We start from the raw sequence: 26,460 nt of genomic DNA, 5'->3' as shown, positions 1-26,460 counted from the left end.
TTATTTAAAATGAAAAATATTTATTTATTATTTCTACTTGCATTTTTTACAACTGGAAGTTTTTTTGCTCAAGATAAAACAGAAATTGAAGATGCTAATTTTTGCATTTCGATAGACGGAAAAGTTTTTAAAAACCAAAACGGTAAAATTGATTTATTAGAAAAAATTTTCAAGTTAAACAATGGAACTATTGTTTATCCTAATGGTAGTTATCGATTAACAAATGAAGAGAAGTTTTTTTTAAAAGAAGGAGAATGTATTGGTTTTAGTGGTAAAATTTATGAAAGTCAAGATGCATTAAATGTTGCATTATATAAAAAGTTTAAAAAGCATAGAAAGTAATTAAAAACCTTCAAAAACACCAAGTCCAAATAACGCAAAATCGTATTTTACAGGATCTTTAGCGTCTAGTTTCCGTAATGCGGTATCTAGCTCTAATAAAGCTTTTGCATCATTTTGTTTGCGTTTAAGTAATCTTAGTTTTCGTGCTACATTTCCAGAATGAACATCTAAAGGACAAGATAACAGACTAGGAGAGAGGCTTTGCCAAATGCCAAAATCTACTCCTGCATTATCGTTTCTAATCATCCATCTTAAAAACATATTGATGCGTTTTGCTGCTGAGTTTTTTAGCGGATCGCTTACATGTTTTTGAGTTCTTTGTAGATGTTCAATTTCAAAAAAGGTTTTTTTAAAGTAATGAATCGATTTTTGCATCGAACCCATTTCTATATGATTAGCAAATACTGTTTCTAAGCCTTCATGTTCTAAATAAATGTATTGTAAAGCTTTTACAAAAGTTATAAAGTCTAAGCCATTAAAAGTTCTGTGTACAAAAGATTCTAATTTTTCTAGGTCACTTTCTTGATGGTTTAAAATAAAATCATGAGGAGTATGATCTAGCATTTGCATCATTCTCTTTGCATTATTAATGATGCTTTTTCTATTTCCCCAAGCAATTGTAGCAGTTAAAAAACCAGCGATTTCAATATCTTCTTTTTTAGAAAATTCGTGTGGAATTTGAATTGGATCGCTCTCAATAAACTTAGGGTTATTATATTCCGCTACCTTAGTATCAAGAAATTCTTTGAGTTCTTTTTGGTTTAGTTTTTTCACAGCACAAATATAGTTATTCTATAGTAACCATATCTGTTGTAGCTTCTAGTATTCTGCCGTTTTCTTCAATAATAATCGTAATGGTAAATGCAAGTATAGTTCCTTCAGGAATAGTTTCATTGAATACAAAATCTTTCCTGTTGTAATAATAGCCTTCGGTTTGATTTAAAACAGAAATAATATTTTCTACAGGTTCGTTTTCTAGTGTTACTGGGTTTAAAAACGATAATTTGCTATTTAAAGAATTTCCTGCAGGAATGCCAAAAACATCTTCATTTGAAGTAATTATAATTTGGGAAACGTGTTCTTTTAAAGTGTAATTTTCATCACATGTAGTAGCATAAGCTGCATTTGTGAATTTTTTTAATTCTTTGTAGTTAGATGCAACTACATAATCAAACAGCGTTTCAAAATTTAAGAACAAATCTTCAGACTTTACTGTTGTGGTATCTCCATCGAGTTGGTCTTCTGCAACAAAATATAAAGATTCATAATACATATTATAATCTTCTGTACAACACGAAAAAATAAAGACTTGAAAAAGTGCAAAAAAGACAAAAGATTGAATGGTTTTCTTAATCATAAAGGTTTGTTTATTACTAGATGTAAATTTTAGCTTTTGGTTGCGTCAACTTAAAAAATAAAATAACAAATAAATATAGACTACTCTTCTTTGTAATTCTATGAAAATAATTTAACTTTCATTTTATTCTAAAATTCAATTCAAAATAGTAATAATGAAAAAGGGTATCGTATTTATTTTAGTAAGTTTCATCCTGATAAGTTGTGATGAGCAAAAAGAAGTTAGTTCTATTAATGTCGAGAACTGGTCTAAAAGAATGACGAAAATTAGCACTAAAGATTCCTTGCAATATGGTAAATCTTACCTAAGCACTTATTCGCAAATTTATAGTTTATCCGAACATAAGACTCATAATTTAACAGTTATGGTGAGTATGCGAAATATTAGCGATTTAGATACTATTTATATATTAAAAGCCGAGTATTTTGATACACATGGAACATCTGTTAGAAAATATTTTGATTCACCAATTTATTTGGCTCCATTAGAAACCGCAGAAATTATTATAGATGAAATTGATATTGCTGGCGGAACTGGTTCTAACTTTATTTTTGAATGGAAGATACCTAAAAATACTCCAGAACCTTTATTTGAAGGTATTATGACTTCAACAATGGGAAAACAAGGTTTGTCTTTTACTACAGAAGCGAAACGAATTAAATAATATTTAAATCCTTTATTTGGTTTTTTTGCTAATAAAACCATCTTTTAAATTTTTTGTCCTTTGTTGCGGAATCCTATGGAAATAGGTTTTAAAAAAATCTAATTGTTCTTGGTTTAAGGCTGGTAACGGAATATCTCCAGTTCCCCAAAAAAAGTCAACATTTGTTGGTGTGTTTATATTAGTTTCTTTTAGTTGTATGGTTATATAATCTTCAGAATACTTGCTGTTTTTATACGGAGTTATAATGTATTTTAAAGAAAAAGTACTTGACACTGCAAGCTGCTTATTATTTGTTATTTGCTGATTATTTACTTTAAAAAACAATGGTATAGTAGTAAGTATTGTGCAAACTACTAAAACTACTTCCATGCTTTTTTTATGTAGTATTATTTTTGAAACTAACAGTAAACTAAAACATAATATAAACGGAAAGAAAAAGCGATATTGAGGAGAAGTTAAAAACAAGAATAGCATTGTTAAAATGGCAACAAAATATATAGTATAAAATGCTTTTTTGTTTTTTGATTTATAGATTGTATAAGGGCAAATAGCCAAACAAAGTAGGATTAGTTTATTGAAAAAACCATGAAGGCTTGGAGCAAGTAACCAACTTTTTAAGCGAGTTAAATACGAAGCATTTTCAAAAGTATCTGCAGCTAAATGAAACGCATAAGGCTTTGTGTAATTAGCAAAATAAGTTTCTATATTTTCGGGTAAACTCCACGAAGTTTTCAAACTTTCTATTCCTTGTATTGGGAATAATAAGTTTCCAGTTACTATTATATTTTTAATAGCAAAAAGGAATAAGGTTAGACTTCCAAACAATATAATAATTGAAGATGTACTTCTTGTAAATACATAATATCGTTTATATAAAACCAAAGCGAAAATACAGAAAGGTAAAGCTGTAAGCTTAATAAATATCATAAAAAAAGAGAGCATTACAACGGCAAGAAATGCTTGTTTTGTATAACTAGCATAGCACAAAATAAATTGATGTAAAAGAATAAAGCTTAATATATAAATGGCAATATCTGGAGAAGGAACAGATATAAATTGGAAAAAGAACACATTCCATAGCGGAAACAACCCAAATATTAGGTTTAGTTTTGAGTCTTCTTTTTTAGTGAAATAATTGTTTAATAATCCAATAGCATATACGTTAGCAAGTAGTAGTGCTAAAGCACTTAAGTCGTTAAATCTGTTGTAAATAAAGCTAAAGTTAAAAGCACTTTGTAAAATGTGCCAACCAGAAGTTTGGCCTAAAAACACATGTAGGTTTACTAGGCCGTTTGCAAAACCATATTCGTTAAGCCATTTTATGGTTTGTATGTAATAGGATTCGTTATCAATAATAAATGGAGGAGAAGCACTTTGCGCTAAAATGAGAATACTAATAACACCTATAAAGATTTTAAAAAAAGTGTTTAAGTTAAGTAGGCTTGTTTTTAATTCTAGCCAGAATGGGATAACTTTTTTTCTGATTTTATATCCTAAAAGGATAGTAATACTTAGTAATAAAGCATGGAAATAACTGTTAATAGCAAACGGAATTGCCCAAATACTAGCCATTAGTGTAATGCCAAAAAAGCCGAAAAAAATAGTGATTATACTATCTTTTTTTTGAAGTTGTAAAAAACGATTTATGCTAATTCCAATAATGCTGCTTATTGCAAGAATATAGAGCCAAGAAAGAAGAATTAAAAACATAGGTTTTATTAGCTCATAAATGTAAAATAAAAAAGATACTCCAACAAGTGCAATTATAATATAATGTTTTGAAGTAGTGTTAAATCACTATTACAAACTATCTACTATTTTTCCATCTACCATGGTTAGTTTTCGGTCTGCCATATTTGCAAGTTCTTCGTTATGTGTAACAATAACAAAGGTTTGCCCAAATTGATCACGTAATTTAAAAAAGAGATTGTGTAAGTTTTCTGCCGAAGTACTATCTAAATTTCCAGAAGGTTCATCGGCAAAAATTAAATCTGGATTATTCACCAAAGCTCTTGCTACAGCAACACGTTGTTGTTCGCCACCAGAAAGGGCATTTGGTTTGTGTTTGTATCTGTGACTTAAACCAAGAAAATCTAACAGTTCTTTAGCTCTTTTTTCAGCTTCTGCAGGTTTTGTTCCTTTTATATAAGCAGGAATACAAACGTTTTCTAATGCAGTAAATTCTGGTAAAAGTTGATGAAATTGAAAAATAAAACCAATGTTTTCATTTCTAAATTTTGCTAATGCTTTATCGTTTAATGAAGGAATATCTGTTCCCTTAATCTTAAAGCTTGTATCTTCTTTTTTTGAAGCTTTATCTAATGTACCAAGAATTTGTAAAAGTGTAGTTTTTCCTGCTCCGGAAGCACCAACGATTGATACAATTTCTCCTTTTTTAATATGAAGATTTACACCTTTTAAAACGTGTAAATCTTCGTAATATTTATGAATATTTTTGGCTTGAATCATGATCTCTTTATCAAGCTATGAAAGTACTACTTTATGCTTAATCCAGCAACTTTAAATGTTTTTAGGTTTCGATTTAAAGATGTTTTTCACATTATTATAATCTATATAATATACCATTCTAATAGAAAATGTGTGGTTAATGTCTTCTTTAAATAAATTGTCTAAACTCGTAAAGTAATCCTCTTCAGAAGCATTAGAAAAGTTAAGCAAATTATTTCTGTACAATGCAGTTAATTGACTTCCAGGAGCAAATTGCCATGAGTAGGACAAATCTAAATTCCAAGTATCAAAATTAACATCTGGATTATCAACATCTTCTTTTGTGTAACCATCGTCTTGATTTAGTCTTCCATTTTCTTGTAGCGCATATAAATCGTCCTCGTAAGTAACGGTACTCCAATAGTTTCTAAACGTTAGGTTTAAGGCATGAAAAGAATTAAAATTATAGCTTCCAGATATGCTGTTAATTATTGTTTCTTGATCACGTTGACCATAAATTATAGCGTCATTATCTAGAGTTTCTACATAACCGCGTTCTTTTAACTCGATATCGTAATCAAAAGAATATTGCATAATAAATCTATCTCCAAGTTTTAAACGAGGTGATAAACTAAAGAAGTAGCTTGTATAATCTCTACCACTTTCAAAAAGTGTTTCGTAGCCAAGATTTGCATCTAAAGCAAAAGTCTTGTTGTAATTTGAAGAAATCCATCCATTCATGTTTAACCAATCTTCAGAAATAAAGTAGCGATTCTCTGCTCTTGGGCCAAAATAATCATACTGTTTTCCTGGTTGAATTGCTACATAGGCACCAAAGCCCATTAAATTCTTTTTTATAGTGGAGTTAAAGTTTACATTAAAATTTTTACCGGTATACGTATGTGGTTTAAATAAGTAACTCACATTCGCATTAACGTATAATTGAAAATCATTTAGTGTTTTTGTAGGTTCAAATATTCTGTAGCTTCCGTTTGCATAAAAATTACTGTAATTGTTTCTAAATAAAATACCCATGTCGTTAATATCATATTTTTTATCAACAGCTTCATGCTCAAAATAAAATCTATATTTCCCACTATTTTTTCCAAAACCAAGATTTGTACTATATCCAACTTGATTATTTTCATCTGGAAGATTTAAATCACTTCTTTTAGCTTGTGCTATAAAACCATAGGTATTATTCTTATTTACAAGATCTAAAAGTAATCCTGTAACATTTGCATCTCTTGCATGCCCATTTCTTGTAACATTTGTATTTATTAAGCTTACAGAAGAGTTTTTATTAAACTGTTGGTCTACAACTAGTATATTATAATTGGCTAAAGGTTCAATTACTTCTTCCCGAGTAGCGTTGGTTACATTATCTTTTATTTGTGCTTTTGTTTTTTCTGTAATAGCATTAAAAACACCAATACCTAAGCCGTTTTTAGTTCTACCAGAAACCTTAATAGCATTAAGCATATTTACTCTTTCTGGCTCCTCTATTATTTCTTCGTTGTCGTTTAAAGTAACCTCTCCAATTGGAGCACTACCAATTCTTCTAGAATAAAATAAGTTTCCTTTAGAAAACAAATCTACACCTTCGGTAAAAAACTGTCTTTGCTCCGAAAATTGTTGCTCAAAAGGGCCTAAATTAAGTTGTACATCATCAAAACCAGCTTGGCTAAAATCTGGAATTAGTGTTGCATCTAAAGTAAAGTTTTCACTTATTCCATATTTAAGATCCATACCTAAACCATAATCGGGACTTTGAAGACTATTGTAAGTTGCAGAGGCAAAAGGATAAAAACTTAATCGAGTAGGAGGTTCTATATTTTCTATACCATTAATTTCACCATGATATAAACCAATATTACCTTTAGTTACATTTATTGGGTTCCATGCATATTGAGAACCATTTGTTCTAAATCTTCTATGAAATTGTAAACCCCAAGTTTGCACTTTCTGATTCGAAAATCGAAGGGTAGAATAGGGAATCTTTACTTCAACAATCCAACCATCTTCCACAATTTTAGTTGCACTCTCCCAAACGGCATTCCAACCAAAATCTTCTCCTATGGAAGGGTTTGCAATTGCATCTGCTTGATGTCCTGTAGGGAAAACAAAAAATTCGACATCGTTTTGAGCATCATTATTTGGGTTCAATACAATTCCGAAAAAATCGGAAATACCAAAATTATCCCGTTGCGAAAATTGTTTAATAATTTCTTCAGGTTTATCATGCAAATATGCAGCGAAAAAGATAGCATTATCATTATAAGTCACCCTTACTTCGGTTTTTTGATATTCTTTTTCTAAAGCTCCAGCATCTGGTCTAAATTGAATAAAATCACTTGCAACCTCAGCATCTTGCCATGCAGTATCATCTAAAATGGCATCAATTTTTGGTGCTTGATCTGTTCTTTTAATGTTAAGGGACTTTTTTTCTTGTGCTTGCAAAGTAATAGCAGTAATCATTGCAAGTAAGAAGATAGATAAATGTCTCATTTGGTTTAGTGTTTCGTTTTTTAATTGATATTCTAAAGACCATTAAAAAAAATAAATGTTACAGTATATCTAAAAAAAACTAAAATACATAACTATATTGTTATACTGAAAATAACTGGACAAACGTCTTAAATATAGATATAAACGTAATTATGAATGTTTATTTACGACTATTTTTTTTTACTTATTTTTACATATATAATTTATAAAAAATGCCATACAAACAATTTGAAGAGTATAATATTGAAGTCACCGAAGGGATTAAAAACCAATATAAAAACATTATTGAAGATTTAGGGGAAGACACGAAACGTGATGGATTACTTAAAACTCCAGAACGTGCAGCAAAAGCAATGCAGTTTTTAACACAAGGTTATAATCAAGAGCCAGAAGATATTCTTAAAAGTGCTATGTTTAAAGAAGATTATAAGGATATGGTAATTGTTAAAGATATAGAATTATACTCTTTATGCGAACACCATTTACTGCCATTTTTCGGAAAAGCACATATAGCTTATATACCTAATGGGCAAATTGTTGGATTAAGTAAGTTACCAAGAATTGTGGATGTTTTTGCTAGGCGATTACAAGTACAAGAACGATTAACACATCAAATATTAGATTGTATTAATGATACTTTAAAACCCGAGGGGGTTGCAGTTGTTATTGAAGCGTCTCACATGTGCATGATGATGCGTGGTGTACAAAAGCAGAATTCTGTAACTACAACATCTGGATTTAGAGGACAATTTGAAAAAATAGAAACTAGAAACGAATTTTTAAAATTGATTAGTTCAAGTCTTTCTTAAACGCTTACACTGTAACATTTAGGTAATAATATATACTAATAAAGTGTCAAATAATCTTGGCACTTTTTTTGTTTACTATAATTACTATGAATTTACAATTTAAAAATAAATACAAACTTTTAGCTTTTAGTATCATTTTAGATGCTATTGGTTTAATACCTTTTATCGATATCGTTTGGGCTCCACTTTCTGGTTATATAATGACAAAGCTATATAAAGGAGAAATAGGAAAATACGCTGGGATAATTACTTTTATAGAAGAAGCGATTCCTGGGTTAGATTTTATACCAACATTTACTATTATGTGGTTTTATACCAATGTGATAAAAAAAACAAAACCAGAAGATACCATTATAGAAGTCGATGCAGAATAGCGAATATTAGAAAACAATTACCATAAAAACAAAAAATCCTTTCCAAATAAATGGAAAGGATTTTTTACTTTAAAGAAATAAAACCTATTGTAAAGTAACAGGAAATACTGCTTGAATATCAGTTTCTCCACTAGCATTCGTAATATCTCCATCACTTACACCAGAAGCATCTTTACTAGGTTCATGACGTAATGTAATAGTAATATTTCCAGAACCTGCTGTTGCAGCCGTAGTTACCGTAAATTCTAACCCAACAGGATTACCATCACCATCAAAATCAAGATAAGCAAAAGTAGCTATGCTATTAGATGCTTGATAAAAAAACTGGTGTTCGTCATCTTCTTCTTCAATTTCCTCATTAATAGATTCTGCAGGAGATTCTGTTTCATTTAATAATTCTAAACTTCCATTGTAAGTAGTGTTCACAGCTATAGGAGAAGAAACCGTAATAACAGGAGCATCTGGACCATCACCATCTAAATCTTGTGATTTTAAAGTAATCGTTGTACCGCCACCAACAGGTGTTAAAGTTGCAGTTAAAGTAGTAATCACTTCTTCTTCGTTTACTGGATCAGGATTGTCATCATCGCTTGAACATGCCGAAAATACTACAGTGGCTAATAATATAAATAATGTGTTTTTTAATGTTTTCATTTTGTGTTTTTTAACTTGTTAATAATTTAATTTTAATTGTAACATGATATTTCTTCCTAGATCATCAGCAAAATATCGTAATCTATTCAGGTTTTCTCTATAATTAGTATTAAAAATATTGGTAATATTAAGACCTATGTTTACATCTGTTTTTTTAGATAGATCTAGTGTAATATTACTTTGTAAATGTAATAAGTGATAGGTTGGTGGAGTAGAACTAATATCTAATTCTACCATTTCTTCAGTTGTTGGAATATAAACTTCAAAATTATTATTTGGATAATCCTTTTGTCTCAACACCAACTCGCTTTGTAATTCGGTATTAAAATGCAACCATTTTTCATTAGAATACCCAATAATATTGACTGTCTTTATAGATGGAATGTCAATTAAGTCTTCGTTTTGACTTAAATCGTTTCCTTTTATATAAGACGATTTGTTTTTATAAAACCACTGCGTGTTAAAATTATAGTTTGCAGTTAAGTCTAATCCATATAAAGCAGCATTGGTTTGATTATAGCTCCATACAGGAAAAGCACCACGATTAGTGTATTCAACTCCAGTTGGCTTTATAAAAATATAGTTGTTTATATGATTATAAAATGCTTCAAAATTTAATGAAAGTCCTTTGTTTTCATAATGGTACGTCCCAGAAATTCTATTAGAAGTCTCTTTTTGAATACGTAAGTCTCCTAATTCAATTCTTGCTGCCGAATGGTGTAATCCATCGCTAAATAATTCGGAAGGATTTGGCGCTCTATTGGATAAACCATAATTTAAAATGAAACTATTTTTATCGTTTACTTTATAAGAAACTCCAGCAGAAGCAGAGATATTATGGTATTCAAATTTAGGATTTGTTAATAATTGTGTTCCTAAATCTTCTATAACAATATCATTAAAATCGACATCATAACCACGTTCTTCCCAACGACTAGTTAGATAGTATTTCTTTGCATCAATTTGGTTAAAATCATATCGAATCCCAAAATCCAAATGCACGTCATTATTTATTCTGTAATTCGTAATAATAAAAGCACCTAAGTCATACTTATCATAATCCGGAATTAAACGTCTAACATCTGTACTTGGGTCGGCAAAATTATTTTGATAACCAGCATTAACACCTAAATTATAGGTGAAATTACTTTTAGCATCTAATTTTAGACTTGTTTTTAAAGTGTGTGTTTTTAAGGTTAAATCTACAGCAGGCTTATCATTGTCATCACTATCCCGTCTTACGTCGTACTCATAGCGTTGGTTGTTTTGAAAGTCATACTGTATTTCTAATCTCCCAAAATTTTTAAAACGTTTATAAAAAGAGGTTTTTAAAATTTGATGTGTCACTTCTTGTTTTGGAGCCTCTATATCATAACTAAAATCATTGATTACTAAGGGTTGTGGACTATTAATGGCATTGACAAGGTCTTCAATGTTTCCAATGTGAGATGCTCTTAAAATTGCAATTTCATTATCTAAATAGCTGTAATTTACATTAAAACCTTGTTCAAATGTTTTATAACCTCCATTAATAGAAAATCCTTTAGCATTTAAGCCAGTGTTGGTTAAACTATAGTCAGGAGCTTCAAAATCACCAAAACGTTTCATAGAAGCTTGTGCACCTAGATACCATCCTTTTTGATAGGTTTTGGTTAATGAAGTATTAAAACTATAGCCTCTGCCATTGGTATGACCACTAATAATTGTTTTTCCGTAAAGCGAATCATTTAATCTAATTTTAGATGGCTCAATTACAATTACACCACCAATTGCATCTCCTCCATAAGCTAAGGCATTAGCTCCTTTTAAAACAGTAATGCTTCCAGCTGTATTTAAGTCGATATTTGGAGCGTGTTCAATACCCCAATCTTGATCTTGTAACCTAACACCATTTGTCATTACAATAATTCTACTACTATGTAATCCATTGATTACAGGTTTTACTATAGTACTACCTGTGTTAATAGAAGATATACCACTAACTTGTTTTAAAGCATCTCCAAGATTAAGAGAACTATAGCGCTCAATAGTTTCTGTTTTTAAGAGTGTTTCTTGAGAGGTTTTGGTTAATTTGGAGTTTGCACTTCCTTTAACTTCTACTTCATGAAGCTCTTCTATATGATGCTCTAAATTAATGGTTTTAAAAGTTTCCCCTTTAACCTGTATTTCTAATCTCTTGGTTTCACATGCTAGATGTGAGACAACAATAGTAATTTGACCATCGCAAAGGTTAGCTACAGAAAATTTTCCATCAATATCTGTGGTTGTATATTTGTTTAGATTTTCAATAAATATGGTAGCATTTGATATTGCTGTACCATCATGAAAATCATGTATTTCTCCATATAAAGAAGAATTACAGTTTTGACTTTGTGTTATGTTGAATAAAAAACAACACAAAATCATTACATAATATTTCATTGTAAATAAATTTAGTTTAAATAATTACTTTTATTAAACTAAAGAAGGCGGTCCACGAAGAGAAAAAGATAATTGCTGATGATTATTAAGAAAGTAATAAAATGTATTGTTAATTTTAGAGAAGTTTTCTTCAACACTTAATCTAAAATTATTTAAAACGGTATAATATTTTGTATTTAACTTAAACTTGTAAAATTCGCAATCTAGGTCTAGAGCATGAAGGTGTGTTTGACTTAAATTATCTGTACAAACATCGTGTTTATGGTTTTCAAAAACATGTCCTACTTTCACCAAACTTGGTGTAAGTAAAGTTACTATCAAGATTATAGATAGTAATTTAAAGACGCTATGTTCTTGAAAGGGTTTCATGTATTATAAAAATCTACCTAAGCCAAATCGTTTTAGCATTTTCTTTTCAAATTCCCAAAAGAATTTATGTTGTCCAAATAGCCAACCAAATGTTACTAATAGTATTTGATAGAAAATTAGCCCAATAATAATATAAAGAATCCAATAAACAAATATGTTTAGGTTTTCTTTAGTAATTCCTATCCACTTCATTAATGGTCTTCCAACAAATAAGGAAGAAGAACCCGTTATTGCAAAAACAATAAAAATGGTAATCATTTCCCACCTATAGGTTACTTGCCACTTATTTTTTACTTTTTTAAATAGATATAAAAAGAAATGCATTAATGCATAAGCTAAAACTATAGTTAGAACTATTTTAATGCTAGTATGAAAATTTGCAGCTAATCTATTAGAAATTTTAAAAGCAGAGTACAAAATTATTAGTATACCTAGTAAAGGAAAAAGCAATTGCCAATTTTTTTGAATTTCCCAGCGTTGTTTAAATTTTTCCATGCATTTTATTTCCATGCAAAAATACATAACAGAGTTTAATTTCTAGGAATAAAACCTGTTAATTGTTGATTATATTGTAATTGAAAGAATATAAAGTAGTTGTATATTTTATAATTAACCTCATAGCCATAATCGACACCATATTCGTAATTTATTCTCATTTCATATAGATTGGGATCATACTTACTTGGGTTAAGAACACGTGTATTCCATTCATTTACAAATAGAATGTTTTTATTCTCTAAATAACTTTGTGTGTAATAACCTTCTGGTTTAGCTCTACTAACTAGCCAAGTATTAAAACCAGGTTCAATAATTATTACCTCATATTCTAATTCTTTGTTTATTATACTAACCGTATCGTTTTCTATTGCATGTTTTGTTTCTTGTACAACAGGTTTATTTTTAGTTGTATTACAAGCAACTAATAAAGTGCAAATAAATAGTATATAGATTAAAGATTTCATATGGAGTTATTTATATAAAAATACAAAAAATGCCAAACTTTCGTTTGGCATTTAAGTTAAATTAAATGAGGAATAATTATTTCCCTCCAAAAAGACCACCTAATAAACCACCAAGTCCACCAGATTTGTTGGCATTACCAAGAACCATTCCTGCAACGTCATCAATTACGCTACCATCTCCATCAGCATCTAATATTTTTTCAAGGAAACTTTGTTCTTCTTGTGCTCCGCTACCACCTAGTAATCCACCTAATAATCCACTTAAATCTCCTGAAGAGCTAACATTGTTTTGACTTGCTTGCTTTCCTATAACTCCCATTAAAATTGGGGCTGCAACCTTTAAGATGTTGGCAACAGAACCAGCATCTAAACCAGATTTTTCACCAAGAATTTTTTCAACTCCTTGTTTTTTATCACCAAGAACATGACCTAAAATCTTATCACCATCATTAGTAACTTCATCATCAACACCACCTCCAAATAAACCACCAAGGTTATCTAGTATGCTTCCATTATGTTTACCACTTAAGGCTCCCATTAAACCTTCGGCACCTTGAGGAGTAGAAGCGTTACGCTCCATAGCTTTCATTAAAACTGGTAAAGCCATAGTTAATACGCTGCTAGTTTTGTTTTGATCTGTTCCAGTTGAACCTGATACACCACTAATGATAGTTTTTCCAAGGTCACTGTTTAATAAGTCTAAAATTCCTGACATTTTTATTTTGTATTTAAATTAATAATAAAATTTATATACCAAAAGGTATACCACTAATTTACACAAAAAAAGCCTTAACGTTTTTGTTAAGGCTTTGTTTTTTTAATTCACATAAAATCAACGATAAAGTGTTTCTTTTATGCGTTTAAAAGTATGTTTTTAATTTGTTCTGCTAATTCAGTACCAATTCTATCTTGTGCTTCATTTGTTGCTGCACCAATATGAGGAGTAAGAGAAACTCTTCCGTTCATTAAAACTGGAATAGCTGGAGTTGGTTCGTTTTCAAAAGTATCTAAACCTGCAAAGGCAACTTTTCCTGACTCTAAAGCTTCAATTAGAGCAACTTCATCAATAACACCACCTCTTGCTGCATTAACAATACCAACACCATCTTTCATTAATTCAAATTGTGCTTTACCAATAACATAGTCTTTTTGTGCTGGTACGTGTAAAGAAATAAAATCTGCTTCTTTTAAAACCGCTTCTAAAGGTTGTGTTGCGATATTAAATTTTAATGACTGTCCATCAAAGAAATCAAGAGCAATCTCAGCATTTTCAATAAACATATCTGCAGCTATTACTTTCATACCTACACCTAAAGCTATTTTTGCTACTTCACGTCCAATACGCCCAAAGCCAATAATACCAATAGTTTTTCCTCTTAATTCGATTCCTTTAGCATAATTTTTCTTTAATGCTTTAAATTTAGAATCTCCATCTAGTGGCATATTTCTATTCGAGTCATGTAAAAAACGAACACCACCATATAAGTGTGCAAAAACTAATTCGGCAACAGATTGTGAAGATGCAGCTGGAGTATTAATTACGTTTAAACCTTTGCTACGTGCATATTCTACATCGATGTTGTCCATACCAACACCACCACGACCAATAATTTTTAAGCTTGGGCAAGCATCAATTAAATCTTGACGTACTGTTGTTGCACTTCTAACTAGTAATGTGCTAATATCATTTGTATTAATGTAGTTTATTAGTTGTTCTTGTGCTACTGTAGTAGTTGAAACTTCAAAACCTGCTTCTTCTAAAGCTTTTACTCCGCTTTGAGAAATTCCGTCATTTGCTAATACTTTCATGTTTTATATATTATATGAAAGTGGAAAACAAAACGTTTTTACACGATTACCATTTCCACTTTAAATTAAAATTTATTTTATGCTTTTGTTTCTAGTTCGCTCATTACTTCTACTAATGCCTTTACACTATCTAAAGGTAATGCATTGTACATAGATGCTCTATAACCGCCAATACTTCTGTGACCATTTAAACCACTAATACCTGCTTCTTTAAGCATGGTTTCGAAGGTTTCTTTTAAGTCTTCGTTAGCAAGTGTAAAGGTTGCATTCATGTTAGAACGATCTTCTTTGTTTGCATATCCTTTAAATAATGGATTTAGATCTATTTCCGAATACATTACACGAGCTTTCATTTCGTTTACTTCTTCTATAGCTTTAATTCCGCCAAGGTTTTTTAACCATTCTAAGGTTAACATAGATGTGTAAACAGCAAATACAGGAGGTGTATTAAACATACTGCTTTTGCTAATATGCACTTTATAATCCATCATCGATGGTATTTTTCGAGATACATTTCCTAAAACATCTTCTTTAACAATCACTAAAGTTGTTCCAGCTGGTCCCATATTCTTTTGCGCTCCAGCATAAATTAAATCAAACTTTGAATAATCTAAAGTTCTTGAAAAAATATCACTACTCATATCACAAACAAGAGGAATAGGAGAGTTAGGAATTGTTTTCATTTGTGTACCAAAAATGGTATTATTAGATGTGATATGTAAGTAATCATGATCACTAGGAATATCAAATCCTTTAGGAATATAATTATAACCAGCATCTTTAGAAGATGCTACTTCTAGAATATCATCATATATCTTAGCTTCTTTTACAGCTTTATCACTCCAGGTTCCAGTATTTAAATATGCAGCTCTTTTTTCTAAAAGGTTAAGTGCAACCATTAAAAACTGCGTGCTAGCTCCACCTTGTAAAAATAAAGCTTTATAACCTTTACCTTCTAAACCAAGAAGCTCTAAAGCTAATGATCTTGCTTTCTCCATAACATCTACAAAAGATTTACTTCTGTGTGATATTTCTAATAAGGATAATCCATCATTGTTAAAATCCATTATAGCTTCTGAAGCTTTTAATAATACTTCTTGTGGAAGAATACTAGGTCCTGCACTAAAATTATGTTTTTTCATTGAAAAATTTATTTTTCATTTCCGAAAACCGGAAATTTTTATTTTTAAACAGTTACAAAGGTGCTAATTTTTGAAGGGAATTATGTTATTAAAATGATAATTATTCACTAAATTTTTAATAAAAATGCAATTGTGTCTTCACCATCTGCATAATCAAAAAGTTCTGGTTGCTGGGTTTTACCAAATACTATTTCGTTTTCGTTAAAACCATTAGATACAATACATTGAATGTTGTCTGTGTTAGCATCAATATATGTTTTAAGCGCTTCTGGACTATTATAATATTCATAAAAAACAGTAGCTATTGGTGATGCAAAACTTAGATCTTCTTTAATCATTAAAAAACCGTTTTCTAGCATTTCAAATTCGCTCATTAAATATACTGCTTTATTATAGTCGTAGTTATTGGCGTATTTACTTTCGTTTATTATTGGACTCCAGTGATACATTGCTTTAAAAAAACTATCAAAATTATAGGCTCTTGGTACAAAAAGCTTAGATACATTTCTACATCCTAAACCATAGTATCTAAAAATATCTTCCGATAGGGCTTTAAGTTCTTCTTCTGTTTCGTTTCCTGATAAAATGGCAACAGAATTTCTATTTTTTCTAATGATTGAAGGTTTTCCTTTAAAATAATATTCAAAATAACGTGCAGTATTATCACTTCCTGTAGCTATTACTGCATCAAAATCTTGAAGCTTCTCTTCTGTAAAAGTTATTTTTCCTTTAAAACCTGGTTCTACATGTTCTATGTATTTTGCTAAAAAGGGTAGAAGGTGTTTGTCATTACTAGACTGCTTAACTAAAACTTCATGTCCCGAAATTAAAACAGATAAAAAATCATGAAAACCAACAAGCGGGATGTTTCCTGCCATGATTATCGCTACTTTTTGTGTGTTTCCTGCTTTAAGATCATAGACTTCTAACCAGCTTTTTATGTTTTGGGTTGTTAAAGATCTAGACCAATTATTAAAAGTAAAAATGAGGTTCTTTTTAGTAAACCAGCCATTATGTTCTTGTGCTAGTTTTATTTGATGTTTGAATCCTTCGTAGAATAATTCATTATGCGCAATATTTTCTTTTTTCTGAAAGTTTTCAGAAGTAAATTGGCTTAAAAAGGCTCCTAATTTTGCAAAAGCGGTAATTCTTTGGTCTAAATTCATCTTGTATTTGGTTATGAATACTTTTGGCGTTATTTTTGCGCAAAGTTAGAAAAATGAAATGAACGAATTTTTTTTAATTCTATTTTTTTAAAAGGAATAAAATGGATTCAATAAAAATTTCAATTTTGTACAATTGGAATCTTTTTTTAACACTATAAAATTTAATAGAAATATTACGCTATGGCAATAATAATAACAGACGAATGTATTAATTGTGGTGCTTGTGAACCAGAATGCCCAAATACAGCAATTTATGAAGGTGCTGACGATTGGAGATACAAAGACGGAACAAGTTTAGATGGTAAATTGGTTTTACCAAATGGAAAATCGGTAGATGCAGATGAAGCACAAGAACCTATAAGTGACGAAATATACTATATTGTACCAGATAAATGTACAGAGTGTAAAGGTTTTCATGAAGAACCACAATGTGCTGCTGTATGTCCAGTAGATTGTTGTGTACCAGATGATGATCATGTAGAAACTGAAGAAGTACTTTTAGGAAAGCAAAAATTTATGCATCCAGAAGATTAAATATTTAATATATTTTAAACATAAAAAAACCGAGCAATTGCTCGGTTTTTTTATGTTTAAAAAAGTATATAATTAACTATATTTGCAATCGCTAATAAAAAATAGTTTCCTTAAAGGTACATGCCTTTAGTAGGAAAAAGAAGTTTAATTTAAAGATTTTCGCATTTGCGGAAAAACACATATGAAAGCAGGAATTGTAGGATTACCAAACGTAGGAAAGTCAACTTTATTTAATTGTTTATCTAATGCTAAAGCGCAAAGTGCAAACTTTCCGTTTTGTACTATTGAACCAAATATTGGAGTAGTAAATGTACCGGATCCAAGATTAGAAAAGTTAGAGGAATTGGTAAAGCCTGAACGTGTTTTACCAGCAACTGTAGAGATTGTAGATATTGCAGGTTTGGTTAAAGGAGCAAGTAAAGGAGAAGGTTTAGGGAATCAATTTCTTGCAAATATTAGAGAAACCGACGCTATTTTACATGTTTTACGTTGTTTTGATAATGATAACATTGTGCATGTTGATGGTAATGTAGATCCTATTAGAGATAAGGAAACTATAGATATGGAATTACAGTTAAAAGATTTAGAAACTGTAGATAAAAAATTAGAAAAAGTAAAAAGAGCCGCTAAAACCGGGAATAAAGAAGCCCAAAAAGAAGAAGCTATTTTATTAAAGATAAAAGAAAACTTAGAAGCAGGAATTTCGGTTAGAGCTTTAGAGTTTAGTGAAGAAGATTATCTAGAGTTTGTTAAGCCTAGTCAATTAATTACAGACAAACCAGTAATGTATGTTTGCAACGTAGACGAAGGAGCGGCAGTTTCTGGAAATGATTATGTAGAGAAGGTTAGAGAGGCTGTAAAAGATGAAAATGCAGAAGTATTAGTGCTTGCAGTTGGTACAGAAGCAGATATAAATGAATTGGATGATTATGAAGAAAGACAAATGTTTCTTCAAGATATTGGATTAGAAGAACCTGGAGCAGCAAAATTAATTCGTTCGGCTTATAAGTTATTAAATCAGCAAACCTACTTTACAGCAGGAGTAAAAGAAGTTAGAGCTTGGACAGTTAATGTAGGGGCAACTGGACCACAAGCAGCAGGAGTTATACATACCGATTTTGAAAAAGGTTTTATTAGAGCAGAGGTAATAGCTTACGATGATTATGTTGCTTTTGGTAGTGAAGCTAAAGTAAAAGAAGCTGGTAAGATGCGAGTAGAAGGTAAAAATTATATAGTTAAAGATGGCGATGTAATGCACTTCTTATTTAACGTGTAAAAGGTTAAAGAAAATAGAGTAGAGAATACAACAAAAAACGAGATGAATTTTCATCTCGTTTTTTGTTTTGTAAAATTTTATATGCGTTTTATGGTGTTTTAAAATCACATACTCTAAAGCTGTTACTCCTTAGAAATAAGTTCTTAAGATATAGAAAACAAGAATATTAATCGTTTGACTATCGTAAAGAAGCCTCATAAATATCTTTGTCTAAAATTTAAGTATTTACTTTTATCTTATGAAAGATAGAAAAAAACTTACATATGGTATTTTAATAGGTGTTTTAGGTATTGTTATGTTTTCTTCTAAAGCAGTCATGGTAAAACTAATGTATCAATATAAGATAGATGCTATTAGTGCATTATTTTTAAGGATGTTATTTTCTTTTCCATTTTATATCGCTATAGCCTATTTTTATAGCAGTAAAAAAACAGACATACCCAATCTACAAAAAGATTACTTATGGCTTATATTTTTTGGTGTTGTAGGGTATTATTTAGCTAGTTATTTCGATTTTATAGGACTAACATATATTAAAGCTAGTTTAGAGCGAATCATTTTATTTGTATATCCAACAATCGTCTTATTATTTAATAAGTTTTTCTTAAAAAAACCAATTTCAAAGAAACAAAAACTAGCAATTTTTATTACTTATATTGGTATTATAATAACTTTTGGAAGCGAAGTTAGTTTGCATGGTAAAAATGTCTATTTAGGAGGTTTATTTGTCTTTTTAAGCGCTCTAACTTATGCATCCTATTTAGTTGGTAGTGGTTGGTTAATACCTAAGTTTGGAGTAATACGTTTTACAGCATATGCCATGATAGTATCTTGTATTTGTGTTTTTATTCATTTTGGAATAACATTAAATAAGGAAATTTTAAATTATCCATGGCAAGTTTATGCTTTAGGTTTTTGTGTCGCTTTTTTTGCTACAGTAATACCCTCTTTTTTAGTTTCAAAATCTATACAATTAATAAACTCTTCTAACTTTGCAGTAGTTGCTGCGATAGGACCTATTTCAACAATTATTCTTGCAGTTATTTTTTTAAATGAAAAACTTACATATTTACAAATATTAGGAACAGTAGTCGTTATTTTAGGAGTATTATTGGTTTCAAAAAGCAAGAAGAAATAACACGTTATAACTCAACGATCTATTAAATTAATGTTCTCAACAACATTACTATTTTATTGTTAATTACTTTGTGCCTTGGGTATTTCATTTTTTAATGCGAAATACTATATTAGCAACTTATCATACTTTTTTACTCAATTATGTCTCAAGAAACCAATTATACCGAAGATAATATACGCTCATTAGACTGGAAAGAACATATACGTATGCGTCCAGGAATGTATATTGGGAAACTTGGTGATGGCTCTTCACCAGACGATGGTATCTATATTCTTTTAAAAGAAGTATTAGACAACTCTATCGATGAGTATGTTATGGGAGCAGGAAAAACCATTGAGATTTCTATTCAAGGAAGTAAAGTAATTGTTCGCGATTATGGTCGTGGTATACCTTTAGGTAAAGTGGTAGATGTAGTATCTAAAATGAATACAGGAGGAAAGTATGACTCGAAAGCCTTCAAAAAATCGGTAGGTTTAAATGGTGTTGGTACCAAAGCAGTAAACGCCTTATCTTCATTTTTTAGAGTAGAATCTACTCGAGATAGTAAAAGCGCTTCCGCAGAATTTGCGCAAGGTAACCTTACCAATCAAGAATTATTAGAGGATACTTCCAGACGAAAGGGAACCAAAGTGTCTTTCGTACCAGACGAAATTATCTTCAAAAACTATAAGTATAGAAGCGAGTATGTAGAAAAAATGCTTAAGTATTATGTGTATTTAAATCCAGGATTAACAATTGTTTTTAATGGCGAAAAATTCTACAGCGAAAATGGTTTAAAAGATTTATTATCCGAAAACATAAATGAAACCGACCGTACATACCCAATTATTCATTTACGAGGAGACGATATTGAAATAGCACTAACACACAGTAAAACACAATATAGTGAACAATATCATTCTTTTGTAAACGGACAAAATACCACACAAGGAGGAACGCATCTAGCTGCATTTAGAGAAGCATTGGTACGAACCATAAGAGAGTATTTTGGTAAAAACTATGAAGCTTCAGATATACGTAAATCTGTAGTTTGTGCTATTGCTATAAAAGTAATGGAACCAGTTTTTGAAAGTCAGACAAAAACCAAATTAGGCTCTACAGATATGGGAGGAGAATTACCAACGGTAAGAACCTATATTAACGATTTTCTAAAAAAATATCTAGACAACTTTCTGCATAAAAACACCGATGTAGCGGAAAGTATTCAACGTAAAATATTACAAGCAGAACGTGAACGTAAAGAGCTTTCTGGAATTCGAAAACTAGCAAAAGATAGAGCAAAAAAAGCCAATCTTCATAATAAAAAACTACGCGATTGTCGTGTGCATTTTGGAGATACTAAAAACGAAAGAAACCTTGAGACAACCTTGTTTATCACAGAGGGAGATTCTGCATCTGGTAGTATAACAAAATCCCGTGATGTTAATACACAAGCTGTATTTAGTTTAAAAGGAAAACCTTTAAACTGCTATGGATTAAGTAAAAAAATAGTTTATGAAAACGAAGAATTCAACTTGCTTCAAGCAGCTTTAAATATTGAAGAAAGCATAGAAGATTTGCGATATAATAATATTGTAATTGCAACAGATGCCGATGTTGATGGTATGCATATTCGTTTATTATTAATAACCTTTTTTCTGCAGTTTTTCCCAGAAATAATAAAAGAAGGGCATTTGTATATTCTACAAACACCTTTGTTTAGAGTACGTAATAAAAAGGAAACAATTTATTGTTACTCCGAAGACGAAAGGCGAAGTGCAATAGACAAATTAAAACCAAAACCAGAAATCACTCGATTTAAAGGTCTTGGTGAAATATCTCCAGATGAGTTTGTGCATTTTATTGGTGAAGATATTCGTTTAGACCCTGTAATGTTAGATAAAGATATGTCTATTGAAGAATTACTAAATTTTTACATGGGAAAAAACACGCCTACAAGACAAGAGTTTATTATTAATAATTTAAAAGTGGAGTTAGATATAATAGAAGAAGAAAAATAAATAAATTATATCTTAAGGAAAATAATATAAATGAGAACAAACAATAATAAAGCAAGAAAATTCATAGTTTCTGTATATTTCATACTTGTATTTTTAGCTATTATTTTTGCAATAATGTTTAGAACATTTAATGCAATTAGTAATAACCCACTAGTACTATTTTTTATTATAGCATTAAGTTTTGGAATTTTGTTTTTTATTATACATTCTGTATCTAAATTTTTTGAATACGATAGCGATGGTATGAAAGTAGTTGTAACGAATAAAGGTTTATTACTTCCCGATAGATTTAATTATAGAGAGCATACTGTAGAATTTGATAAAACGGACTTAAAGGGTTTTAAGATTAATAATTATATCGTATATACTAGTTTGGTATTACTAATAAAAGATAGAAGTGGGGCATCTATAAAAGAAAGGTTTAATGTTACTTTAGTTTCTAGGAAAAAACGAAAATACATTAAACAATCTTTAACTAAAATGATTAAGATTAATAAAAAATTAGCTAGTTAATGATAGAAGAAAATGATGATTTGGTAAACGAACAAAACGAAAACCTAGAACCACAAGAAACCATTACCAGAGTTACTGGTATGTATAAAGAATGGTTTTTAGATTATGCATCTTATGTTATTTTAGAACGAGCTGTTCCTGCAATAGAAGACGGTTTTAAACCTGTACAACGTAGAATCATGCATTCCATGAAAGACCTAGACGATGGGCGTTACAATAAAGTAGCAAACATTGTAGGACATACGATGCAATATCATCCGCATGGAGATGCAAGTATTGCTGATGCAATGGTGCAAATAGGGCAAAAAGATTTACTAATAGATACACAGGGAAACTGGGGAAATATTTTAACAGGGGATAGAGCTGCAGCTTCTCGTTATATAGAAGCGCGTATTTCTAAATTCGGACTAGACGTAGTTTTTAACCCAAAAATAACAGAATGGCAAGCCTCATACGATGGTAGAAGAAAAGAACCCGTAAACCTTCCAGTAATGTTTCCGTTGCTTTTAGCACAAGGAGGAGAAGGTATTGCAGTTGGTTTATCTACTAAAATATTACCACATAATTTTATTGAGCTTATCGATGCTTCTGTAAAACACTTACAAGGAAAACGTTTTACCATTTTACCAGATTTCCCTACTGCAGGAATTGCAGATTTTACAAATTATAATGATGGTTTAAGAGGAGGGAAAGTTCGTGTTCGAGCAAAAATTTCGCAATATGATAAGAACACCTTAGTAATTACCGAAATACCTTTTGCTACAAATACTTCATCATTAATAGATTCTATTTTAAAAGCAAACGACAAAGGGAAAATAAAAATCAAAAAAATTGAAGACAATACTGCTGCTAATGTAGAAATCTTAGTGCATTTGCCTTCCGGTATTTCACCAGACAAAACCATTGATGCCTTGTATGCATTTACCAATTGCGAAACTTCTATTTCTCCTTTAGGTTGTGTAATTGAAGATAACAAACCTTATTTTGTTGGTGTTTCTGAAATGCTTCGTCGTTCTACAGATAATACTGTACAATTATTAAAACAAGAATTAGAAATTAAACTTGGTGAATTCCAGGAACAATGGCACTTTGCTTCCTTAGAACGTATTTTTATCGAAAAAAGAATCTATCGTGATATTGAAGAAGAAGAAACTTGGGAAGGTGTAATTCAAGCTATTGATAAAGGATTACAGCCACATATAAAACATTTAAAACGTGCTGTTACCGAAGAAGATATTACACGTTTAACCGAAATTCGAATCAAACGTATTTCAAAATTCGATATCGATAAAGCACAACAAAAAATTGATGCTTTAGAAGATCAAATAGCAGAAGTTAAACATCATCTTGCAAACCTTATAGATTATGCTATTGCTTATTTTACAAGGTTGAAAAAGGAATATGGAGAAGGTCGCGAACGTAAAACAGAAATTCGCGTTTTTGATGACGTAGATGCAACAAAAGTAATTATTCGTAACACAAAACTATACGTTAATAGAGAAGAAGGTTTTATTGGCACATCATTACGTAGAGACGAATATGTTTGCGATTGTAGTGATATTGATGATATTATTGTTTTTACCAAAACGGGTAAAATGATGGTAACCAAAGTAGACAGTAAAACCTTTATAGGTAAAGATATTATACATGTAGCTATCTTTAAAAAGAAAGACAAACGTACCATTTACAACTTAATTTATCGCGATGGAAAAGGAGGTCCTTCTTATGTAAAACGATTTGCTGTAACTAGTATGACTAGAGACAGAGAATACGATTTAACAAATGGAAATAAAGGATCCGTTCTTTGGTATTTTTCTGCGAACCCAAATGGAGAAGCAGAAGTAGTGTCTATTTTACTGCGACAAGTTGGAAGTATTAAAAAGCTAAAATGGGATTTAGACTTTAGCGATGTACTTATAAAAGGAAGAGCGTCTAAGGGTAATGTGGTGAGCAAACACGCCATTAAAAGAGTGGAGCTTAAAGAAAAAGGCGTTTCTACATTAAAACCACGTAAAATCTGGTTTGATGATACTGTACAAAGGTTAAACGTAGATGCACGAGGTGAGTTAATTGGTGAATTTAGAGGCGAAGACAGGCTTTTAATTATTACACAATCTGGAACAGTTAAAACAATTCTTCCAGAAATAACGACACACTTTGATGATGACATGATTGTGTTAGAAAAATGGATTCCAAAAAAACCAATATCAGCCATTTATTTTGATGGCGGAAAAGAACTTTACTATGTGAAACGATTTTTAATTGAAACAGAAGGTAAGGAAGAAACCTTTATTTCTGAACACCCAAAATCGCAATTAGAAATTGTTTCTACCGATTGGAAACCAATGGCTGAGGTGGAGTTTACTAAAGAAAGAGGAAAAGACAGAAAAGATAATTTAGAAGTTAATTTAGAAGAGTTTATTGCTATAAAAGGAATTTCTGCTTTAGGAAACCAACTTACAAAAGATAAAGTAAACCAAGTAAGTTTACTAGATCCTTTGCCTTATGAAGCGCCAGAAGAAAAGCCTACAGAAGAAATTGAAGTTGTAGAGGAGGAAAATGTTTCCGAAGAATTGGTTACACAAAAAAAGACAGATGAAAAACCTAAAAAAGAAAAATCAACGGAAAATCCAAGATCAGAAGATTCTAATAAAAAAGCTATAAAACCTAAGGAGGATAAAGATTTCACTGAGGGAGAAGACGGTCAGATTACTTTATTTTAATTAGTTCCAAAGGTAAAATAAGCATAATAATACGTCGTTGGGACTTCGTATTCAGATACTATTTGCATGGTGCTCATGTTAATTCTTTTTATATGAAAAGTGGAATCATCAAAATTTATAATAAAAATTTCATTTGTAGAATCACTAAAAAGCATTCTCACGCTATTGTCGTAATTTGTTTCCATATCTACACTAGAATAGATAGCATTGTAATCGAAAGGGCTAGTTTCATAAAGTGTAGATGGATTTAAGATGAATAATCTCCCGTTATGATAATCAAAATCTTTAGGTCTTAATACATCAGAATATGTATTAAAGACTTCTCCAGTATCTATATTAAACCTTGAAAACCTAGTAAATTGCCCACTACTTGTGCCATGTCCTAACATTTCGTTAGCATCCGGATTGTAAATCATAACAAGTTCTGAAAAATTATTTGGATTAGGAATTACTTCTGCTGTACTTCCATCTGAAACGTTGCTATGATAGATTTGATTATCCACTCCAGATCCAGTTCTATGTACGTAAAAATCACCATTAGAAGCTGTAAAATATTGAGCATTAGGATATTCGGGGTTATTGTCTCTAAATTGACTCCCTGTTACTTTATTATGGCTATTATAGGAATGATAATAGTAAATATCTCCGCCCATCCCAGTATGTTCTTCCCAATATGTTTTAAAAAAGAAGGTTTGATCTGTATTGGAATAATCAAAATTAAAAAGGTAATAAAAAGTTGGTCCAAGTATAGAAGGGGTTATTTCTTGAATTACACTACCATCTAAAATGTTGATTTCTAATATGGTGTAGAATCCATCTGAAATAGAGGCTAACACATAAAAATGTTCTGTAAATACTAATATACTGGAGCGATGGTGCTCTTCGGAATCTATAAATAAAATAAGATCACCAGAAATAGCATCTTCAGGAACAAGTACTTCTATGTATTCTTCAGTAACTTCGATAATTTCAGCTTCCACAGTATTAAAATACACACTATAGGAATACGAAGTGTTTTGGTTAAAACCAGATCCATTAATACGATAGGATGTATTCGGAATTAATAATTCATCTTGTTGATCTGTAATAACAGGAAAATTAGTTGTGCTAGTTTGAACTATCGTTTCATCATCGTTAGCACAAGTAAATAGTAGTGATAATAAGAATAAATAGAAATATTTTTTCATAGCAGAAAATTTTATAACATTAAAAGTAAATAAAAAAAGCAAACTATATTAGATTAGAAAAATA

Annotated in this window: 25 protein-coding genes; 10 read left to right on the top strand and 15 right to left on the bottom strand. The window is 30.5% G+C overall.

The window, feature by feature from the left end:
- Nucleotides 1-9 precede the first annotated feature (9 nt).
- The gene (locus Q4512_RS07830; RefSeq protein ID WP_303423679.1) at nt 10-342 is read left to right on the top strand and encodes a DUF6799 domain-containing protein; all 333 of its coding nucleotides are present in this window, start codon (nt 10-12) and stop codon (nt 340-342) included.
- Here Q4512_RS07830 and Q4512_RS07825 read toward each other — a convergent pair whose 3' ends face one another.
- Together Q4512_RS07825 and Q4512_RS07820 are read right to left on the bottom strand one after the other, a co-directional pair.
- Nucleotides 343-1,116 carry a TIGR02757 family protein gene (locus Q4512_RS07825; RefSeq protein WP_303423677.1) on the bottom strand — a complete coding sequence of 258 codons (774 nt, stop codon included), beginning with the start codon at nt 1,114-1,116 and terminating at the stop codon, nt 343-345. It lies immediately after the preceding gene.
- 13 nt (nt 1,117-1,129) lie between these two features.
- Nucleotides 1,130-1,699: a hypothetical protein gene (locus tag Q4512_RS07820; RefSeq protein ID WP_303423675.1), complete on the bottom strand. Its 570-nt coding sequence runs from the start codon at nt 1,697-1,699 to the stop codon at nt 1,130-1,132.
- 154 nt (nt 1,700-1,853) lie between these two features.
- On the opposite strand from Q4512_RS07820, the gene Q4512_RS07815 reads away from it, so the two are divergent.
- A complete protein-coding gene (locus tag Q4512_RS07815) occupies nt 1,854-2,363 on the top strand; it encodes a DUF3124 domain-containing protein (RefSeq protein WP_303423673.1) in 510 nt (169 codons plus the stop codon).
- A 12-nt stretch (nt 2,364-2,375) separates the two neighbouring features.
- On the opposite strand, the gene Q4512_RS07810 is transcribed toward Q4512_RS07815, so the two are convergent.
- The 3 genes from Q4512_RS07810 to Q4512_RS07800 form a co-directional block, all read right to left on the bottom strand.
- On the bottom strand, nt 2,376-4,073 hold the full coding sequence (locus Q4512_RS07810; RefSeq protein ID WP_303423671.1) for an LIC_10190 family membrane protein: 1,698 nt from the start codon (nt 4,071-4,073) through the stop codon (nt 2,376-2,378).
- A gap of 90 nt (nt 4,074-4,163) precedes the next feature.
- Nucleotides 4,164-4,832, bottom strand: a complete 669-nt coding sequence (locus Q4512_RS07805) for an ABC transporter ATP-binding protein (RefSeq protein WP_303423669.1) — start codon at nt 4,830-4,832, stop codon at nt 4,164-4,166.
- A 51-nt stretch (nt 4,833-4,883) separates the two neighbouring features.
- Complete coding sequence (locus tag Q4512_RS07800; protein WP_303423667.1) at nt 4,884-7,319, bottom strand: DUF5916 domain-containing protein; 2,436 nt, start codon at nt 7,317-7,319, stop codon at nt 4,884-4,886.
- A gap of 212 nt (nt 7,320-7,531) precedes the next feature.
- Between Q4512_RS07800 and folE the strand changes: the two genes are divergently transcribed.
- Nucleotides 7,532-8,128 carry a GTP cyclohydrolase I FolE gene (gene folE, locus Q4512_RS07795; RefSeq protein WP_303423665.1) on the top strand — a complete coding sequence of 199 codons (597 nt, stop codon included), beginning with the start codon at nt 7,532-7,534 and terminating at the stop codon, nt 8,126-8,128.
- 86 nt (nt 8,129-8,214) lie between these two features.
- Nucleotides 8,215-8,502, top strand: coding sequence for a hypothetical protein (locus Q4512_RS07790; RefSeq protein ID WP_303423663.1), 288 nt, complete (start codon nt 8,215-8,217; stop codon nt 8,500-8,502).
- 84 nt (nt 8,503-8,586) lie between these two features.
- Here the strand turns inward: Q4512_RS07790 and Q4512_RS07785 are convergent, their stop codons facing one another.
- From Q4512_RS07785 to Q4512_RS07745, 9 genes are all read right to left on the bottom strand, one after another.
- Nucleotides 8,587-9,156: a type 1 periplasmic binding fold superfamily protein gene (locus Q4512_RS07785; RefSeq protein WP_303423661.1), complete on the bottom strand. Its 570-nt coding sequence runs from the start codon at nt 9,154-9,156 to the stop codon at nt 8,587-8,589.
- Between the two features lie 18 nt (nt 9,157-9,174).
- Complete coding sequence (locus Q4512_RS07780) at nt 9,175-11,577, bottom strand: TonB-dependent receptor domain-containing protein (RefSeq protein ID WP_303423659.1); 2,403 nt, start codon at nt 11,575-11,577, stop codon at nt 9,175-9,177.
- A gap of 33 nt (nt 11,578-11,610) precedes the next feature.
- Nucleotides 11,611-11,946: a hypothetical protein gene (locus tag Q4512_RS07775; RefSeq protein ID WP_303423657.1), complete on the bottom strand. Its 336-nt coding sequence runs from the start codon at nt 11,944-11,946 to the stop codon at nt 11,611-11,613.
- A 3-nt stretch (nt 11,947-11,949) separates the two neighbouring features.
- A complete protein-coding gene (locus Q4512_RS07770; protein WP_303423655.1) occupies nt 11,950-12,441 on the bottom strand; it encodes a DUF6787 family protein in 492 nt (163 codons plus the stop codon).
- A gap of 35 nt (nt 12,442-12,476) precedes the next feature.
- Nucleotides 12,477-12,908 (bottom strand): DUF6146 family protein, encoded by a 432-nt coding sequence (locus Q4512_RS07765; protein WP_303423653.1) that lies wholly within the window; start codon nt 12,906-12,908, stop codon nt 12,477-12,479.
- 76 nt (nt 12,909-12,984) lie between these two features.
- Nucleotides 12,985-13,623 carry a DUF937 domain-containing protein gene (locus Q4512_RS07760; protein ID WP_303423651.1) on the bottom strand — a complete coding sequence of 213 codons (639 nt, stop codon included), beginning with the start codon at nt 13,621-13,623 and terminating at the stop codon, nt 12,985-12,987.
- Between the two features lie 137 nt (nt 13,624-13,760).
- A complete protein-coding gene (locus Q4512_RS07755; protein WP_303423649.1) occupies nt 13,761-14,717 on the bottom strand; it encodes a D-2-hydroxyacid dehydrogenase in 957 nt (318 codons plus the stop codon).
- A 77-nt stretch (nt 14,718-14,794) separates the two neighbouring features.
- On the bottom strand, nt 14,795-15,859 hold the full coding sequence (gene serC / locus Q4512_RS07750; protein WP_303423647.1) for a 3-phosphoserine/phosphohydroxythreonine transaminase: 1,065 nt from the start codon (nt 15,857-15,859) through the stop codon (nt 14,795-14,797).
- 107 nt (nt 15,860-15,966) lie between these two features.
- Nucleotides 15,967-17,025: an acyl-CoA reductase gene (locus Q4512_RS07745; protein ID WP_303423645.1), complete on the bottom strand. Its 1,059-nt coding sequence runs from the start codon at nt 17,023-17,025 to the stop codon at nt 15,967-15,969.
- Between the two features lie 180 nt (nt 17,026-17,205).
- On the opposite strand from Q4512_RS07745, the gene Q4512_RS07740 reads away from it, so the two are divergent.
- From Q4512_RS07740 to Q4512_RS07715, 6 genes are all read left to right on the top strand, one after another.
- Complete coding sequence (locus Q4512_RS07740; protein ID WP_303423643.1) at nt 17,206-17,559, top strand: 4Fe-4S dicluster domain-containing protein; 354 nt, start codon at nt 17,206-17,208, stop codon at nt 17,557-17,559.
- A 181-nt stretch (nt 17,560-17,740) separates the two neighbouring features.
- Nucleotides 17,741-18,835 (top strand): redox-regulated ATPase YchF, encoded by a 1,095-nt coding sequence (gene ychF, locus Q4512_RS07735; protein ID WP_303423641.1) that lies wholly within the window; start codon nt 17,741-17,743, stop codon nt 18,833-18,835.
- A 238-nt stretch (nt 18,836-19,073) separates the two neighbouring features.
- Nucleotides 19,074-19,973, top strand: a complete 900-nt coding sequence (locus Q4512_RS07730) for a DMT family transporter (protein WP_303423639.1) — start codon at nt 19,074-19,076, stop codon at nt 19,971-19,973.
- Between the two features lie 140 nt (nt 19,974-20,113).
- Nucleotides 20,114-21,973, top strand: a complete 1,860-nt coding sequence (locus tag Q4512_RS07725; RefSeq protein WP_303423637.1) for a DNA topoisomerase IV subunit B — start codon at nt 20,114-20,116, stop codon at nt 21,971-21,973.
- Nucleotides 21,974-22,003: 30 nt separating this feature from the next.
- Nucleotides 22,004-22,486 carry a hypothetical protein gene (locus Q4512_RS07720; RefSeq protein ID WP_303423635.1) on the top strand — a complete coding sequence of 161 codons (483 nt, stop codon included), beginning with the start codon at nt 22,004-22,006 and terminating at the stop codon, nt 22,484-22,486.
- Complete coding sequence (locus tag Q4512_RS07715) at nt 22,486-25,209, top strand: DNA gyrase/topoisomerase IV subunit A (protein WP_303423633.1); 2,724 nt, start codon at nt 22,486-22,488, stop codon at nt 25,207-25,209. The genes Q4512_RS07720 and Q4512_RS07715 overlap by 1 nt, the downstream gene beginning before the upstream one ends.
- Here the strand turns inward: Q4512_RS07715 and Q4512_RS07710 are convergent.
- The gene (locus tag Q4512_RS07710) at nt 25,206-26,396 is read right to left on the bottom strand and encodes a hypothetical protein (RefSeq protein WP_303423631.1); all 1,191 of its coding nucleotides are present in this window, start codon (nt 26,394-26,396) and stop codon (nt 25,206-25,208) included. The two genes, Q4512_RS07715 and Q4512_RS07710, sit on opposite strands and share 4 nt — an antisense overlap.
- Between the last annotated feature and the right edge of the window lie 64 nt (nt 26,397-26,460).

It is taken from the genome of Oceanihabitans sp. 2_MG-2023 (assembly GCF_030547245.1).
Taxonomy (GTDB): domain Bacteria; phylum Bacteroidota; class Bacteroidia; order Flavobacteriales; family Flavobacteriaceae; genus Oceanihabitans.
The sequence above is the reverse complement of the archived record's forward strand: the minus strand, read 5'-3'. Positions and strand labels throughout refer to the sequence as shown.

Excerpts from the sequence above, each read along its gene's own strand:
- Q4512_RS07830 (WP_303423679.1), top strand. The coding sequence starts at position 10 with ATGAAAAATATTTATTTATTATTTCTACTTGCATTTTTTACAACTGGA.
- Q4512_RS07820 (WP_303423675.1), bottom strand. The coding sequence starts at position 1,699 with ATGATTAAGAAAACCATTCAATCTTTTGTCTTTTTTGCACTTTTTCAA.
- Q4512_RS07815 (WP_303423673.1), top strand. The coding sequence starts at position 1,854 with ATGAAAAAGGGTATCGTATTTATTTTAGTAAGTTTCATCCTGATAAGT.
- Q4512_RS07810 (WP_303423671.1), bottom strand. The coding sequence starts at position 4,073 with ATGTTTTTAATTCTTCTTTCTTGGCTCTATATTCTTGCAATAAGCAGC.
- Q4512_RS07805 (WP_303423669.1), bottom strand. The coding sequence starts at position 4,832 with ATGATTCAAGCCAAAAATATTCATAAATATTACGAAGATTTACACGTT.
- Q4512_RS07800 (WP_303423667.1), bottom strand. The coding sequence starts at position 7,319 with ATGAGACATTTATCTATCTTCTTACTTGCAATGATTACTGCTATTACT.
- folE (WP_303423665.1), top strand. The coding sequence starts at position 7,532 with ATGCCATACAAACAATTTGAAGAGTATAATATTGAAGTCACCGAAGGG.
- Q4512_RS07790 (WP_303423663.1), top strand. The coding sequence starts at position 8,215 with ATGAATTTACAATTTAAAAATAAATACAAACTTTTAGCTTTTAGTATC.
- Q4512_RS07785 (WP_303423661.1), bottom strand. The coding sequence starts at position 9,156 with ATGAAAACATTAAAAAACACATTATTTATATTATTAGCCACTGTAGTA.
- Q4512_RS07780 (WP_303423659.1), bottom strand. The coding sequence starts at position 11,577 with ATGAAATATTATGTAATGATTTTGTGTTGTTTTTTATTCAACATAACA.
- Q4512_RS07775 (WP_303423657.1), bottom strand. The coding sequence starts at position 11,946 with ATGAAACCCTTTCAAGAACATAGCGTCTTTAAATTACTATCTATAATC.
- Q4512_RS07770 (WP_303423655.1), bottom strand. The coding sequence starts at position 12,441 with ATGGAAAAATTTAAACAACGCTGGGAAATTCAAAAAAATTGGCAATTG.
- Q4512_RS07765 (WP_303423653.1), bottom strand. The coding sequence starts at position 12,908 with ATGAAATCTTTAATCTATATACTATTTATTTGCACTTTATTAGTTGCT.
- Q4512_RS07760 (WP_303423651.1), bottom strand. The coding sequence starts at position 13,623 with ATGTCAGGAATTTTAGACTTATTAAACAGTGACCTTGGAAAAACTATC.
- Q4512_RS07755 (WP_303423649.1), bottom strand. The coding sequence starts at position 14,717 with ATGAAAGTATTAGCAAATGACGGAATTTCTCAAAGCGGAGTAAAAGCT.
- serC (WP_303423647.1), bottom strand. The coding sequence starts at position 15,859 with ATGAAAAAACATAATTTTAGTGCAGGACCTAGTATTCTTCCACAAGAA.
- Q4512_RS07745 (WP_303423645.1), bottom strand. The coding sequence starts at position 17,025 with ATGAATTTAGACCAAAGAATTACCGCTTTTGCAAAATTAGGAGCCTTT.
- Q4512_RS07740 (WP_303423643.1), top strand. The coding sequence starts at position 17,206 with ATGGCAATAATAATAACAGACGAATGTATTAATTGTGGTGCTTGTGAA.
- ychF (WP_303423641.1), top strand. The coding sequence starts at position 17,741 with ATGAAAGCAGGAATTGTAGGATTACCAAACGTAGGAAAGTCAACTTTA.
- Q4512_RS07730 (WP_303423639.1), top strand. The coding sequence starts at position 19,074 with ATGAAAGATAGAAAAAAACTTACATATGGTATTTTAATAGGTGTTTTA.
- Q4512_RS07725 (WP_303423637.1), top strand. The coding sequence starts at position 20,114 with ATGTCTCAAGAAACCAATTATACCGAAGATAATATACGCTCATTAGAC.
- Q4512_RS07720 (WP_303423635.1), top strand. The coding sequence starts at position 22,004 with ATGAGAACAAACAATAATAAAGCAAGAAAATTCATAGTTTCTGTATAT.
- Q4512_RS07715 (WP_303423633.1), top strand. The coding sequence starts at position 22,486 with ATGATAGAAGAAAATGATGATTTGGTAAACGAACAAAACGAAAACCTA.
- Q4512_RS07710 (WP_303423631.1), bottom strand. The coding sequence starts at position 26,396 with ATGAAAAAATATTTCTATTTATTCTTATTATCACTACTATTTACTTGT.